Origin of the sequence: Mesorhizobium sp. M7A.F.Ca.US.007.01.2.1 (genome assembly GCF_003998165.1) — a bacterium.
GTDB classification, from domain to species: Bacteria; Pseudomonadota; Alphaproteobacteria; order Rhizobiales; family Rhizobiaceae; genus Mesorhizobium; species Mesorhizobium ciceri.
In genome coordinates, this window is the sequence record NZ_RZQP01000184.1 from 1 (window position 1) to 12,769 (window position 12,769).

The window sequence follows — 12,769 nt, forward strand, 5'->3', positions numbered from 1 at the left end:
CTTGTCGAGGAAGGCGCGCAGCCGGTCGAGCTCTTCTTCTTCGCACAACTCCTCGGCGCCGACCGTCTCGTCGAAAGCGGTGGTGAAGACCTTGTAGTCGATCTCTTTCGGCAGATTGGTGAAGGGATTGTCGTTGCGGCGCGCTTCGCCGGGTGTTTCGGCATCGGCGTCGTCATCGTCGGACAGATCGTCGGCGGTGGCGTCGGAGGCTTCCGTCTCGGCCGACTGTTCGTCATCGGCGGAAGCTTCGGCATCCTCGGACTGCGACTGCTCGGAGCCGGAATCCTCTTCGCCGCCCTCCTCGCTCTGCTCCTCGCCTTGCGGCTGGTTGTCATCATTGTCCTCGGAATCTTCCGTCTCCTGGTCGTCGCCGAGTTCCTCGGCCATTTCCATGGAGGCCAGCATCTCGCGCACGACCCGGGCGAACGCCTGCTGGTCGCCGAGCTTGGCCGACAATCCGTCGAGGTCGGCCTTGGCCTTCTCCTCGACCCAGGGGCGCCAAAGTTCGACCAGCCGCTCGCCGCTTTTCGGGATCGGACGGCCGGTCAGCTTCTCGCGCACCATCAGGGCAAGAGCTTCCTCGATCGGCGCGTCGGCCTTGTCCTTGATGTCGACGAGGTTGGCCTTGGCGTATTTGTCCTCCAGCATCGAGCCGATATTGTCGGCGACGCCCTGCATGGCGCGTGAGCCTATCGCCTCGACGCGGGCCTGCTCGACCGCGTCATAGATGGCGCGGGCCGCCTTGCCTTCCGGCGCCAGCTTGGTGTGGATGCGCACATCATGGCAGGCGCGCTTCAGCGCCATGGAATCGCCGAGGCCGCGGGTGATCGCGATATCGGTCTTCGATGCCTTCTTGGGCAGCTCCGGCAAGCGCGCGCGGCTGCCGGCGAGCGCCGGCCGGTCCTTGGCGAAACCGACTTCCAGTTCCTTGTCGCCGGCAATGGCGCGCATGCAGACGGTGACGGCACGCTTGAAGCTGTCGGCTTCAGAGCCCGTCTTCGACTTGTTGCGCGTGTTGTCGCCCGGACCCGCCATCATCTATCTCTATTGTACCGCTGGCCGCTGGCCAAGCTGAGTGCGCAGGAGGCCGATAATCTCTTCGACCGAGATCGTAAAATAGCCGCCTTTCCCACTGTCATATGCCTGTCTCCAATGACTGTATCCGTGGTCAAACCCGTCGGGAATTGGACGAACACCCTCAAGTTCAACCAGACTTTCTCTCAGTACGTCAGCCGCTACAGGGAGGTGAGGGATTGTTTGCAGCTGCTTTCCGTCATTAGGTATCGGCGCGTCAGAGACTGAGATCGATACGATCGGCTGACTTTCGCCTTCCAGATAATCGACAGCGCCTATGATCACACGCGAGGATACTGGTGTCGCGCCGTGATACGTCCAAGTCTGCCCAGGTTTGAGTGGTTGGTTCTGGGCCATGGCTGCCTGACTGAGACCAAAGCAGAGGAATACAAGACTCCATAGGAACGTCCGGTGGGTCGTTCCCATGGAGCGGTCTTAGCCCAGCACCACGTTGGCGGCGCTCTCGGGCAGATCCTCGCCGAAGGCGCGCTGGTAGAACTCGGCCACCACCGAGCGCTCCAGTTCGTCGCACTTGTTGAGGAAGGTCAGCCGGAACGCCATGCCGATATTGCCGAATATCTCGGCATTCTCTGCCCAGGTGATCACCGTGCGCGGGCTCATCACGGTCGACAGATCGCCGTTGATGAAGGCCGAGCGCGTCATGTCGGCGACGCGCACCATCTTGTTGACGATGTCCTTGCCCTTGCCGTCGCGATAGTGCTTGGCCTTGGCCAGCACGATGGCGACTTCATTGTCGTGCGGCAAATAATTCAGCGTGGTGACGATCGACCAGCGGTCCATCTGGGCCTGGTTGATCTGCTGGGTGCCGTGATAGAGGCCGGTGGTGTCGCCCAGGCCGACCGTGTTGGCGGTCGAAAACAGCCGGAAGGCCGGATGCGGGCGGATAACCCGGCTCTGGTCGAGCAGCGTCAGCCGGCCTGACGATTCCAGCACGCGCTGGATGACGAACATCACATCCGGACGGCCGGCATCATACTCGTCGAAGCACAGCGCGACATTGTGCTGGTAGGCCCAGGGCAGGATGCCGTCGCGGAATTCGGTGATCTGCAACCCGTCCTTGACCACGATCGCGTCCTTGCCGACGAGATCGATACGGCTGACATGGCTGTCGAGGTTGACGCGCACGCAGGGCCAGTTGAGGCGGGCGGCTACCTGTTCGATATGGGTCGACTTGCCGGTACCGTGATAGCCCGACACCATGACGCGGCGGTTGTAGGCAAAGCCCGCAAGGATCGCCATCGTCGTGTTCTTGTCGAACAGATAGTCCGGGTCGATGTCGGGCACATGCTCCGATGTCACCGAATAGGCCGGCACCACCATCTTGGATTCGAAGCCGAATTTCTCCTTCACCGACACCGTCGTGTCGGGCAGGTTGGCGATGTCGCGATCGACCTTGTTCATATCTCTCAACGTCTCCACGGGCGAAACGTCTGATTTCGCCGGCAATCGATTTTGTCCGGGGGCGGTCTTAAAGCCTTTTCCAACCTTATGAAAGTTGGAAAACGACACGAACCGTATGGTCGCTCAGCACAGGCCCGCCTGTTTGAGCACGCGATAGGCTTGCAGCACATCGCGGAACCGGTCTTCCGAACCTCTGTCGCCACCATTCGCATCCGGATGGTGTAGTTTCACCAGTTCCTTATAGCGCGCCTTGATCTCCTTGCCAGTCGCCTTTGTATCAAGACCAAGCGTTTCCAGCGCCTTGGCCTCAAGCGGCTTGGCCTTGCGCTCGCGCGCCTCGCGCGGATCCTTGGGTCCCTTGAACAGGTCGAACGGGTCGCGCATGCGGTTATAGTAGCCGGCGCGGCCGGAGCGCATCTGGGCCATATCGGGCGACGACCGGGTCGAGGCCCCGTTGGCGCCCATCTTCCAGGTCGGCCGGTGCCCGGTCATGGCTTCCTTCTGGAAGCGCGCGACCTCGGTGTCCGGCACGCCGGAAAAGTAGTTGAAGCCCTTGTTGTACTCGCGCACATGATCGAAGCAGAAGTGGAAATACTCACCCTCCTTCATGCGCCCGACCGGCGCACGATGGGTGCCCGCTTCCTTGCAGCCGTCCCACTGGCAGATCGGCGAGTGCGACTTCAGCTCCGCGTCCTTGTCGGGACGGACGCGAATCTTCTCGAAATATTTGGGGTACGGCTTCATCTTACCCATTTATGGGGCGTTCGCAGATGCGAAACAAGAATTGACATTTTCGCGATCATCGCCCTAACCGCTGAATCGCGGCATAAAGCAGGCGAATGGCGGATTTTGTTGCGCGGCGGCGGCCCCTCGCGAAACCGATTTTCGGTTTCCAGGCCGAGACGCCAACGATATGTGGTGAAGGGAGATGGCGATGTCCATACAGGCGACCATGGAAGACAAGCTCAACAAGGCATTTTCGCCGGACAGGCTGGTTATCATCAACGAGAGCCATCTCCATGCCGGCCACCACCATCACGGCTCCGACCATCACGGCACTTACGACGGCACCGGCGAGACGCATTTTCGCGTCCGCGTCGTCGCTTCCGCCTTTGCCAGCATGAGCCGCATCGACCGTCACCGCGCCGTCAACGAACTGCTTGCCGACGAACTGAAGGCCGGCGTGCATGCGCTGGCGATCGAACCCGCGGCTCCCGGCGAAAAGACCCGCTGGTAGGTCGCTTCCCCGCGCTCAGAGCACCGCTTCGATGAGGAACGGCCCGCGCCGTGACAGCGCACTGTCCAGCAACGCGTCGAAGCGCTCGCACGTATCGGCGCGAGCCGCCTCCACGCCCATGCCTTTGGCCAGCGATACCCAGTCGAGCGAGGGATGGTCGAGGTCGAGCATGCGCCTGGCGTTCTCGCCGATGGCGCCGACGCCGACATTCTTCATCTCGCCATGCAGGATCGCATAGGTTCGGTTGGAAAACACGATCGTCACCACGTCGAGCTTTTCCCGCGCCTGCGTCCACAATCCCTGCACCGTGTACATGCCGCTGCCGTCGGCTTCGAGATTGACCACCTTGCGGTCGGGACAGGCGATTGCCGCCCCGGTCGCCATCGGGATGCCGCCACCGATCGATCCGCCCGTGCCCATCATGTAGTCGTGCGGCGCGGCAAAGGCCGACAGCGCGAAGAAACGCCTGGCCGAGGTGACCGCTTCATCGCAGACGATCGCATCGGCCGGCAGTTTGCGCGCCACCGAAAGTGCGACGGCATCTTCCGTCAGCTTGCCGTTCGGCGTTGCCTCGTCGGGAAAAGCGGCCGCCAGCACCTTGTGTCGCGACGGCTTGATGCCAAGTTCGTCGCGAAGCGCCTCCAGCGCCGCATGCAGATCGTCGCCATGGGCGGCCAATGTCAGCACCTCGCAGCCTTCCCGGACAAGCCGTCCCGGTTTTCCCGGATAGGCGAAGAAGGCAACCGGCTCCTTTGCGCCGACCAGGATCAGAACATCGACGTCGCTCAGCACAGCCATCGCCGCATCGACCGGATAGGGGATGCGGGTCGGCGCGACACGCCCGCGCCCGCGTTGCATCCGTGCGATCAGAACCTCGCCGAACAGCCGGACGTCGCTGCCCGTCGAGATCTGCCCGGCGATGGCGAGCGCATCGGCGCGCGCGGCCTTTCCGCGAACGATCATGCCGGCCCGGCCCGGAGCGGCACGGATCGCCGCGGCGATCTTGCGTACCGCGTCCATATCGACGGCCGGCGTCGGCGCCAACGTCACCTTGCCGGGCAAAACCGCCTCGACTTCGCCCCAGGCGGCATCCGCCGGCAGGATCAGGGTCGCGACGCCGGGTGGTGTCAGCGAGGCGCGAAAGGCCGCTTCAGCTGCCGGCACGACATCGGCCGGACCCTTGACGCGGCCGACCCAGTTGGACATCGGCGCCGCAAGGCTCTCGATATCGCTGGTGAGTGGGGCATCGAGCGGCAGATGGTAAGAGGCGTGGTCGCCGACGATGTTGATCATCGGGCTGAAGGCACGCCGGGCATTGTGCATGTTGGCCAGCCCGTTGGCCAGGCCGGGACCGGTATGCAGCAGCGTCGCGGCCGGCCGATCGGTCATCCGCGCATAGCCATCGGCGGCACCCGTCACCACGCCTTCGAACAGCCCGAGCACGCAACGCATTTTCGGCTTGCGGTCAAGCGCTGCAACGAAGTGCATTTCGGAGGTGCCGGGATTGGCGAAGCAGACCGTCACATCATTGGCCAGAAGCACGTCACACAGGACATCGGCGCCGTTCATGCAATTCCCTCCCGCTCAAGATCGCAGAGCAGTTGCACCCGCGAGCACCTGCAGCAATGTCTTGCCGCTACTTTTGATCTAATCCAGTGCCGTAAAGATCAGCCAACCGTCGATTTCAGGAATGCCAGCGCGGCCGCGGTCAGCGCGTCGCCCTCCTCGCCGAAATCGCGATTGATCGACATATGCGTATAGGCGCTGCCGTCGAACAGCGTAACCTTGGTGCCCGTCGATCGCAGGCGCTCGGCAAAGGCCCTGGAGTCCTCGCTCCGGCCCGATGCCCGCGAATAGGCGATGAAAGTCGGCGGGTGCTTGCGGCCGTCGACATAGCTGGCCGGCGAAAGTGCCGCCCATTGCGCGGGATCGGAAAAGACGCGGGCATAGGCCCGGACCATACCGCCATTCTTGGCAAGTGCTGCAAGATCATAGGCCCTGGTGTCGTCGAGGATGAGCGCGGCTATGCCCGGCAATCCGCCGCGCATGCCGGTCAGCGCAACCAGATGGCAGCCGGCCGAATGGCCCATGCCGACGATGCGGTTGGGATCGCCGCCATGCCGGGCGATGTTGGCCCTGATGTAAGCATAGGCCTTTTCGACGTCACCAGCCTGGGTGGCGACATTGGCCTGCGGCAGCATGCGGTAATCGATGGAGACGAAGCAGAAGCCGTTGGCGAGCAGGAAGGCCGGTTTGGCGTCCACCTGACTGCGTTTGCCAAACTGCCAGGTGCCGCCATGAACGAAAAACACGACCGGCAGGCCGGTTGCACCATCGGGCGCGTAGATGTCGAGCTTGGCCGGCCCGTAGTCGAAGGTTTCTGGCGTGGGCCGGCGTGTTTTCCACGCGGCCGACGCTTCCAACGGCAGCATCGCCGCCATGGAGGCCATGATCAGGCTTCGTCGATCGATCATCATTGTCTCCTGGCAAGGCAAGACTGCACGCGGCCGCCCCAGCCGTCCAGTCAGGGGTTCGCAACACACCCGCTACCCGCTGAATACGGCTCCGCAACGAGCGCTTTGGTCTCGCGGAGTAGCCTCAATCCTTAAGATCGCGGCCACCTCTTCACATGAAGGGAACAAACGGTGCCCCCCGGCAGTTGAATGCGAGACGAGCCGAATGGAAGCCACAGCGGCTCCGAGGGCAAAAGCATCATGCGAGAGAACCAGTCTGACGTCTTCGATCTCTTTTCGGAAATTTACACCAACGCGGCGCAGGAAGAGATCAGCATCCAGCAATATCTCCTTGCCTGCCGCGAGGACAAGTCGATGTATGCCTCGGCGCCTGAACGGATGGTCGAGGCGATCGGCGAGCCGAACCTGGTCGACACCAGCAAGGATGAGCGGCTCGGCCGTATTTTCTCCAACCGGACCCTGAAAGTGTACCCCTCCTTCGCCGATTTCTACGGCATGGAGGATACAATCGAGCGCATCGCCGGCTATTTTCGCTATGCGTCCCAGGGGCTCGAGGAGCGCAAGCAAATCCTCTATTTGCTCGGCCCGGTGGGCGGCGGCAAATCCTCCCTTGCCGAGCGGCTGAAGAAGTTGATGGAACAGCGCCCGATCTACACGCTGAAGGTCGGCAACCAGGTCAGCCCGGTTTTCGAATCGCCGCTTGGCCTTTTCCATCCCGATCGCATGGGCGACCTGCTGGAGGATAAATACGGCATTGCACGACGCCGCTTGAATGGGCTCATTTCGCCATGGGCGGCCAAGCGCCTCGACGAACTTTCCGGCGACATTTCCAAGTTCAGCGTCGTCAAGCTGATGCCGTCGCGACTGCGCCAGATCGGCATCGCCAAGACCGAGCCCGGCGACGAGAACAATCAGGACGTCTCGGCCCTGGTCGGCAAGGTGGACATCCGGCAATTGGAAAACTTCAGCCAGTCCGATCCGGACGCCTATTCCTATAGCGGTGGACTGAACCGGACCACCCAGGGCCTGCTTGAATTCGTCGAAATGTTCAAGGCGCCTATCAAGGTCCTGCATCCGCTGCTGACGGCTACCCAGGAAGGCAGCTACAACGGCACCGAAAATTTCGGCGCCTTTCCCTACCAGGGGATCATCGTGGCCCATTCCAACGAGTCGGAATGGCTGCAGTTCAAGAACAACAAGAACAATGAGGCTTTTCTCGATCGCATCCTCGTCGTCAAGGTGCCGTATTGCCTGCGGATAACCGAAGAGCGGCAGATCTACGAGAAACTGTTGCGGGAGAGCGAATTGGCCGCCAGTCCCTGCGCTCCAGAGGTGCTGGACATCCTCAGCCGGTTTACCGTCTCGACCCGCTTGGCCGAGCACGACAATTCGCCGCTCTACACCAAGATGCGCGCCTATGATGGCGAGAACCTCAAGGAAGTCGACCCCAAGGCAAAGTCGGTTCAGGAATATCGGGACGCCGCCGGCGTAGATGAGGGCATGGCAGGCGTCAGCACGCGCTTTGCCTTCAAGATCCTGTCGCAGACCTTCAACTACGACACCGAAGAGGTGGCCGCCGACCCCGTGCATCTCATGTACATCCTGGAGGAGGCAATCAAGCGCGAACAGTTTCCGAAGGAGACGGAAGCCGCCTATCTGGAGTTCATCAAGTCCGAGCTGGCCGCGCGGTATGCCGAATTCATCGGCCATGAGATCCAGAAAGCCTATCTGGAATCCTACAGCGAGTACGGCCAGAACCTTTTCGACCGCTACATCGCCTATGCCGACGCTTGGATCGAAGACCAGGACTACAAGGATCCCGACACAGGCCAGATCCTCAACCGCGAGGTTTTGGACAACGAGCTTTCACAGGTCGAAAAACCGGCCGGCATCGCCAATCCCAAGGACTTCCGCAATGAGGTGGTGAAATTCACCCTGCGCGCCCGTGCAAGAAACCATGGCCGCAACCCGGCGTGGACAAGTTACGAAAAGCTGCGGGAAGTCATCGAAAAACGCATGTTCGGCCAGGTCGAGGACCTCCTGCCGGTGATCAGTTTCGGCTCCAAGCAGGACAGTGTCACGGAAAAGCGGCACAATGAATTCGTGCAGCGGATGGTCGAGCGCGGCTACACCGAGCGGCAGGTGCGTCGCCTTGTGGACTGGTACATGCGGGTGAACAGGGCGGGTTAGAGAACCCGGATGGTTCCATGCCGATCTTCATCGACCGCCGCCTGAACCCTAAAGACAAAAGCCTCGGCAATCGCCAGCGCTTCCTGCGACGCGCGCGCGAGGAATTGAAACGCAGCATACGCGATCAGATCCGCACCGGCAGGATCGCCGACGCGGATTCCGAGCATGCCGTGCGCATGCCCGAAAGAGGCACAAGCGAGCCGAGCTTCAACAACGCCCGCGACAGCGGCAGGCGCCAGCACATCTTGCCGGGCAACAGGCATTTCTCCGCTGGAGACCTGATCCCCAAACCCGGCGGGGGCGGCGGGGGAGCATCGTCGCCGGGAAACAAGGCATCTGAAGACGACTTTCGTTTCGTGCTGTCGCGCGAGGAAGTGCTCGATCTTTTCTTCGAGGATCTCGAGCTCCCGGACATGGTCAAGCTCAACCTCAAGGAGATCCTTGCCTTCAAGCCGCGCAGAGCCGGCTTCGCCGCCACAGGTTCGCCGACCAACATCAATGTTGGCCGCACAATGCGCAACAGCCACGGCCGCCGCATTGCGCTGAGGCGCCCCAAGCAGGTCGAACTGGATGCGATCCTCGAGGAAATCGCCTCGCTCGAGTCGACGCCATCCAGCGCCGAAGCGCGCCAGCGTATTGCGGCATTGCGCGAAGAGCTCGACCGGCTGGAACGCCGCCGCCGCCGGATTGCCTATGTCGATCCGGTCGACATCCGCTTCAACCGCTTCGATTCCCGGCCGGTGCCGAACGCCAATGCCGTCATGTTCTGTCTTATGGACGTGTCCGGGTCCATGGGCGAGCGCGAGAAGGATCTGGCCAAGCGCTTCTTCGTCTTGCTGCACCTGTTCTTGAAACGGCGCTACGACCGCATCGAGATTGTTTTCATCCGCCACACGCACCTGGCTCAGGAGGTCGACGAGGAAACATTTTTCTACAACACCCAAAGCGGCGGCACCGTCGTTTCCACCGCGCTGGAGGAAATGCACCGTATTATCACCAGCCGCTACCCGGCCCATGACTGGAACATCTATGCCGCCCAGGCCTCGGACGGCGACAATTTCGCCGGCGATTCGGAGCGATGCATTTCGCTGCTCAACGGCGAGCTCATGCGGCTGTGCCAGTATTTTGCCTATGTCGAGATCATCGACGAGCGTGAAGCTCATATTTTCGGCTCGACAGAAAACGGGACATCGCTCTGGCGTGCCTACAACTCCATCGACCAGAAATGGCCGAACTTCCAGATGAGCCGCATCGCCACACCCGCCGATATCTATCCGGTTTTTCGCCAGCTCTTCGGCAGGCAACCGGCCGCCCTCAAGAGGGCATGAGGGTTCCCGATGGCCAGACAAGCGAGCAAATCCAGCCTGCTTTTTTCAGGGTCCGACTGGGATTTCAAAACATTGTCGCGGGCCTATGACGCTATCGAGGCACTCGCGGTCGAAGAGCTTCATCTGGACACCTATCCCGTTCAGATGGAGATCATCTCGTCGCAGCAGATGCTCGACGCCTATTCGTCCATCGGCATGCCATTGATGTACCGTCACTGGTCTTTCGGCAAACATTTCCTCCACCAGGATTTGCTCTATCGCAAGGGCGGGCGGGGGCTTGCCTATGAACTGGTCATCAATTCCAATCCCTGCATCGTCTATCTGATGGAGGAAAACACCATGGCCCTGCAGGCCCTGGTGACGGCCCACGCAGCGCTCGGGCACAATCATTTCTTCAAGAACAATCAGCTGTTCAAACAGTGGACGGATGCGGGTGCGATCCTCAGCTACCTGGACTTCGCCAAGGGCTACATAGTCCGCTGCGAGGAGCGGCACGGCCTCGCCGCCGTCGAAGCTGTTCTCGATTCCGCCCACGCGCTGATGGATCAGGGCGTGTTTCGCTATCACCGGCCGCCGAGGTTGTCGTCGGAACGGCAACGCGAAGGAATTCGCGAGCGTCTCGAATACGAGGAGCGCTCCTACAACGACTTGTGGCGTACGCTGCCGGCCTCGCAGCAAGCGGCCAACGACAAGGGCCAGGACCCAGAGTGGAAGAAATCGCTCAATCTGCCCGAGGAAAACCTGCTCTATTTCCTGGAAAAGAACAGCCCAGTCCTGGAGCCCTGGCAGCGCGAGATCATCAGGATCGTTCGTGTCATCGCGCAATATTTTTACCCGCAACGGCAGACACAGGTGATGAACGAAGGTTGTGCCACTTTCGTGCACTATACGCTGATGAACATGCTGTTCGACCGCGGCCAGATCAGCGAAGGCGCCATGCTCGAAATCCTGCGCAATCATTCCAACGTGGTCTTCCAGCCGGCCTTCGACGATCCGCGTTTTTCAGGCATCAACCCCTATGCTCTCGGCCTCGACATGATGCAGGACATTCAGCGCATCTCGACCGAACCCACGGCCGAGGACCGCGATTGGTTCCCCGACATGGCCGGCCAGGGCAACTGGCGCGAGGTCCTGCTGGACGCCTGGGCCGAGCATCGCGACGAATCCTTCATCCGCCAGTACCTCAGCCCTGCCTTGATCCGGAAATGGCGGTTTTTTGTGCTCGGCGACGCTGCCGACCAGCCGCATTGCCTGGTCGCGTCCATCCACGATGAGCGCGGCGCGTATCTTGGCGTAGCCGCGCTCGCCAACAGTTATGATCTCGGCGCGAACCGGCCGGACATTCAGGTGGTGGATGTCGATCTGCTCGGCGACCGCCATTTGCGGCTGCAGCACAAGGTCAATGACGGCATCCTTCTCGAGGATGCCAGCCGCGACGCCACGCTTCGTCACATCCGCAGGCTTTGGGGTTATGAAGTCAGCCTGGCGGCCATGGATGCCGAGACCGGCGCGACGATCCACGAACGCTCGACGAGCCAGATCGCGGGATGACGGCACCCGGTCTCCCGGCGCACATCAGGCGTCGCCGGCTGGCCTGATCCTCAGCCTTGCGATCCGGTTCTTGTCGCGTTTCATGACGATGAAGCGCTTGCCGTGGAACGTAAAAGCCTGCTTCTCCTCGGGGATCGATTGCGTCTCGTGGATGACGAGGCCGGCAATGGTGGTTGCCTCCTCATCCGGCAGGTTCCAGTCGAGAGCCCGGTTGAGGTCACGGATCGGCACCGTACCGTCGACGACCACGGAGCCGTCGGCCTCCTGCTTGACGCCCTGTATGTCGACATCGTGCTCGTCGGCGATCTCGCCGACGATCTCCTCGATAATGTCCTCCAGCGTCACCAGCCCTTCGACCTCGCCATATTCGTCGACGACGACGGCGAAATGCGCCTTGCGGCGAAGGAAGGCGTTGAGCTGTTCCTGCAAGGTCGTGGTGTCGGGCACGAACCAGGGTTTCGAAGCGATCTTCATGACGTCGATCCTGGAGAAATCGTTGCCGACTTCGTTCAAGGCGCGCAGCAGATCCTTTGCATGCAGCACGCCGACGATGTTGTCGAGCGAGCCTTTCCACAGCGGCATGCGGGTGTGCGGGCTTTGCAAAATCTCGCGCACCACCGCTTCCGGCGCATTGTCGGCATTGACCGAGCGCATGTTGGTGCGGTGGACCATGATGTCGGAGACTTCGAGCTCGGCGAGATCGAACAGGCCGCCGACGCGGTCGCGATCCTCGCGCACCACCTGGCCGTCGCGGCGGAAATCGTCGACCGCGCCGCGCAATTCGTCCTGGCTGGAGCGCTGCGGCTCGATGCGTGAAAGCTCGTACCCGAATATGGCAAGCAGGCGCGTGCGCACGGCAACGAGCAGCACGATGAGGATGGCAAGGACGGCGACAACGATCCAGCCGGGCTCGTTCATCTCCGGTCGCTTTCCTTTGGGTGGTTCTCCCTCAGAAACGACAGCACTTCCGATGCCGGAACATCCTTGGCAATGAAAGCCTGGCCGACGCCGCGCGTCAGGATGAAGGTCAGCGCGCCGCGCGACACCTTCTTGTCCTGGGTGATAAAGGCAAGCAGCGCCTCGGCGTCAGGCAGATCGCCCGGGATGTCGGCTATTCGCCAGGGCAGGCCGACGGCGCGCAGATGCGCCTCGACGCGCGCGGCATCGTCGGGGCTGGCCAGATTGAGCCGCGACGAGAACCGGTAGGCCAGCGCCATGCCGATGGCGACCCCTTCGCCATGGACGAGGCGGCTTCCGTCATATTGGGTGGCGGCTTCCAGCGCGTGGCCGAATGTGTGGCCGAGATTGAGCAGCGCGCGGTCGCCGGTCTCGAACTCGTCACGCGCAACCACGTCGGCCTTGGCGCGGCAGGCTTCGGCAATCGCCTGCGCCCTCTCCGGCCCGCCGGCAAAAACCTGGACCCAATTCTTTTCCAGCCAGGCGAAAAATTCCGGCCGGTCGATGAGCCCGTATTTGGCGAGCTCGGCATAGCC

The 12,769-nt window shown here is 61.8% G+C and carries 9 protein-coding genes and 2 pseudogenes; 4 read left to right on the plus strand and 7 right to left on the minus strand.

Going from position 1 to position 12,769, the window contains the following annotated elements:
- From EN949_RS25930 to EN949_RS25945, 3 genes and pseudogenes are all read right to left on the minus strand, one after another.
- Positions 1–1,035 (minus strand): annotated as a pseudogene (locus EN949_RS25930) (cobaltochelatase subunit CobT); the annotation flags it as partial.
- 474 nt (positions 1,036–1,509) lie between these two features.
- On the minus strand, positions 1,510–2,496 hold the full coding sequence (cobS, locus tag EN949_RS25940; RefSeq protein WP_013529367.1) for a cobaltochelatase subunit CobS: 987 nt from the start codon (positions 2,494–2,496) through the stop codon (positions 1,510–1,512).
- Positions 2,497–2,619: 123 nt separating this feature from the next.
- Positions 2,620–3,249 carry a J domain-containing protein gene (locus EN949_RS25945; protein WP_013529366.1) on the minus strand — a complete coding sequence of 210 codons (630 nt, stop codon included), beginning with the start codon at positions 3,247–3,249 and terminating at the stop codon, positions 2,620–2,622.
- Between the two features lie 181 nt (positions 3,250–3,430).
- Between EN949_RS25945 and EN949_RS25950 the strand changes: the two genes are divergently transcribed.
- Entirely contained in the window at positions 3,431–3,733 is a 303-nt protein-coding gene (locus EN949_RS25950) for a BolA family transcriptional regulator (protein ID WP_063169109.1), read from the plus strand.
- 15 nt (positions 3,734–3,748) lie between these two features.
- On the opposite strand, the gene EN949_RS25955 is transcribed toward EN949_RS25950, so the two are convergent.
- Entirely contained in the window at positions 3,749–5,302 is a 1,554-nt protein-coding gene (locus EN949_RS25955; RefSeq protein WP_063169110.1) for an acetolactate synthase large subunit, read from the minus strand.
- Between the two features lie 98 nt (positions 5,303–5,400).
- Positions 5,401–6,207 carry an alpha/beta hydrolase gene (locus EN949_RS25960; protein ID WP_063169111.1) on the minus strand — a complete coding sequence of 269 codons (807 nt, stop codon included), beginning with the start codon at positions 6,205–6,207 and terminating at the stop codon, positions 5,401–5,403.
- Positions 6,208–6,447: 240 nt separating this feature from the next.
- Here EN949_RS25960 and EN949_RS25965 point away from each other — a divergent pair, with 240 nt between their 5' ends.
- The 3 genes from EN949_RS25965 to EN949_RS25975 are packed head-to-tail and all read left to right on the plus strand — an operon-like array spanning position 6,448 to position 11,276.
- Entirely contained in the window at positions 6,448–8,397 is a 1,950-nt protein-coding gene (locus tag EN949_RS25965; RefSeq protein WP_013529362.1) for a PrkA family serine protein kinase, read from the plus strand.
- Between the two features lie 17 nt (positions 8,398–8,414).
- Positions 8,415–9,725, plus strand: a complete 1,311-nt coding sequence (locus tag EN949_RS25970) for a YeaH/YhbH family protein (RefSeq protein WP_063169112.1) — start codon at positions 8,415–8,417, stop codon at positions 9,723–9,725.
- Between the two features lie 9 nt (positions 9,726–9,734).
- Complete coding sequence (locus EN949_RS25975) at positions 9,735–11,276, plus strand: SpoVR family protein (protein WP_127371820.1); 1,542 nt, start codon at positions 9,735–9,737, stop codon at positions 11,274–11,276.
- A gap of 24 nt (positions 11,277–11,300) precedes the next feature.
- Here EN949_RS25975 and EN949_RS25980 read toward each other — a convergent pair whose 3' ends face one another.
- Positions 11,301–12,194, minus strand: coding sequence for an HlyC/CorC family transporter (locus EN949_RS25980; protein WP_063169113.1), 894 nt, complete (start codon positions 12,192–12,194; stop codon positions 11,301–11,303).
- Positions 12,191–12,769, minus strand: a pseudogene (locus tag EN949_RS25985) (3-dehydroquinate synthase); the annotation flags it as partial. The gene EN949_RS25980 and the pseudogene EN949_RS25985, both read right to left, overlap by 4 nt.

What these genes read in the sequence shown, in the direction of transcription:
- EN949_RS25970 (WP_063169112.1), top strand. Translation starts at nt 8,415, where the DNA reads ATGCCGATCTTCATCGACCGCCGCCTGAACCCTAAAGACAAAAGCCTC.
- EN949_RS25980 (WP_063169113.1), bottom strand. Translation starts at nt 12,194, where the DNA reads ATGAACGAGCCCGGCTGGATCGTTGTCGCCGTCCTTGCCATCCTCATC.
- EN949_RS25945 (WP_013529366.1), bottom strand. Translation starts at nt 3,249, where the DNA reads ATGGGTAAGATGAAGCCGTACCCCAAATATTTCGAGAAGATTCGCGTC.
- cobS (WP_013529367.1), bottom strand. Translation starts at nt 2,496, where the DNA reads ATGAACAAGGTCGATCGCGACATCGCCAACCTGCCCGACACGACGGTG.
- EN949_RS25975 (WP_127371820.1), top strand. Translation starts at nt 9,735, where the DNA reads ATGGCCAGACAAGCGAGCAAATCCAGCCTGCTTTTTTCAGGGTCCGAC.
- EN949_RS25960 (WP_063169111.1), bottom strand. Translation starts at nt 6,207, where the DNA reads ATGATCGATCGACGAAGCCTGATCATGGCCTCCATGGCGGCGATGCTG.
- EN949_RS25950 (WP_063169109.1), top strand. Translation starts at nt 3,431, where the DNA reads ATGTCCATACAGGCGACCATGGAAGACAAGCTCAACAAGGCATTTTCG.
- EN949_RS25965 (WP_013529362.1), top strand. Translation starts at nt 6,448, where the DNA reads ATGCGAGAGAACCAGTCTGACGTCTTCGATCTCTTTTCGGAAATTTAC.
- EN949_RS25955 (WP_063169110.1), bottom strand. Translation starts at nt 5,302, where the DNA reads ATGAACGGCGCCGATGTCCTGTGTGACGTGCTTCTGGCCAATGATGTG.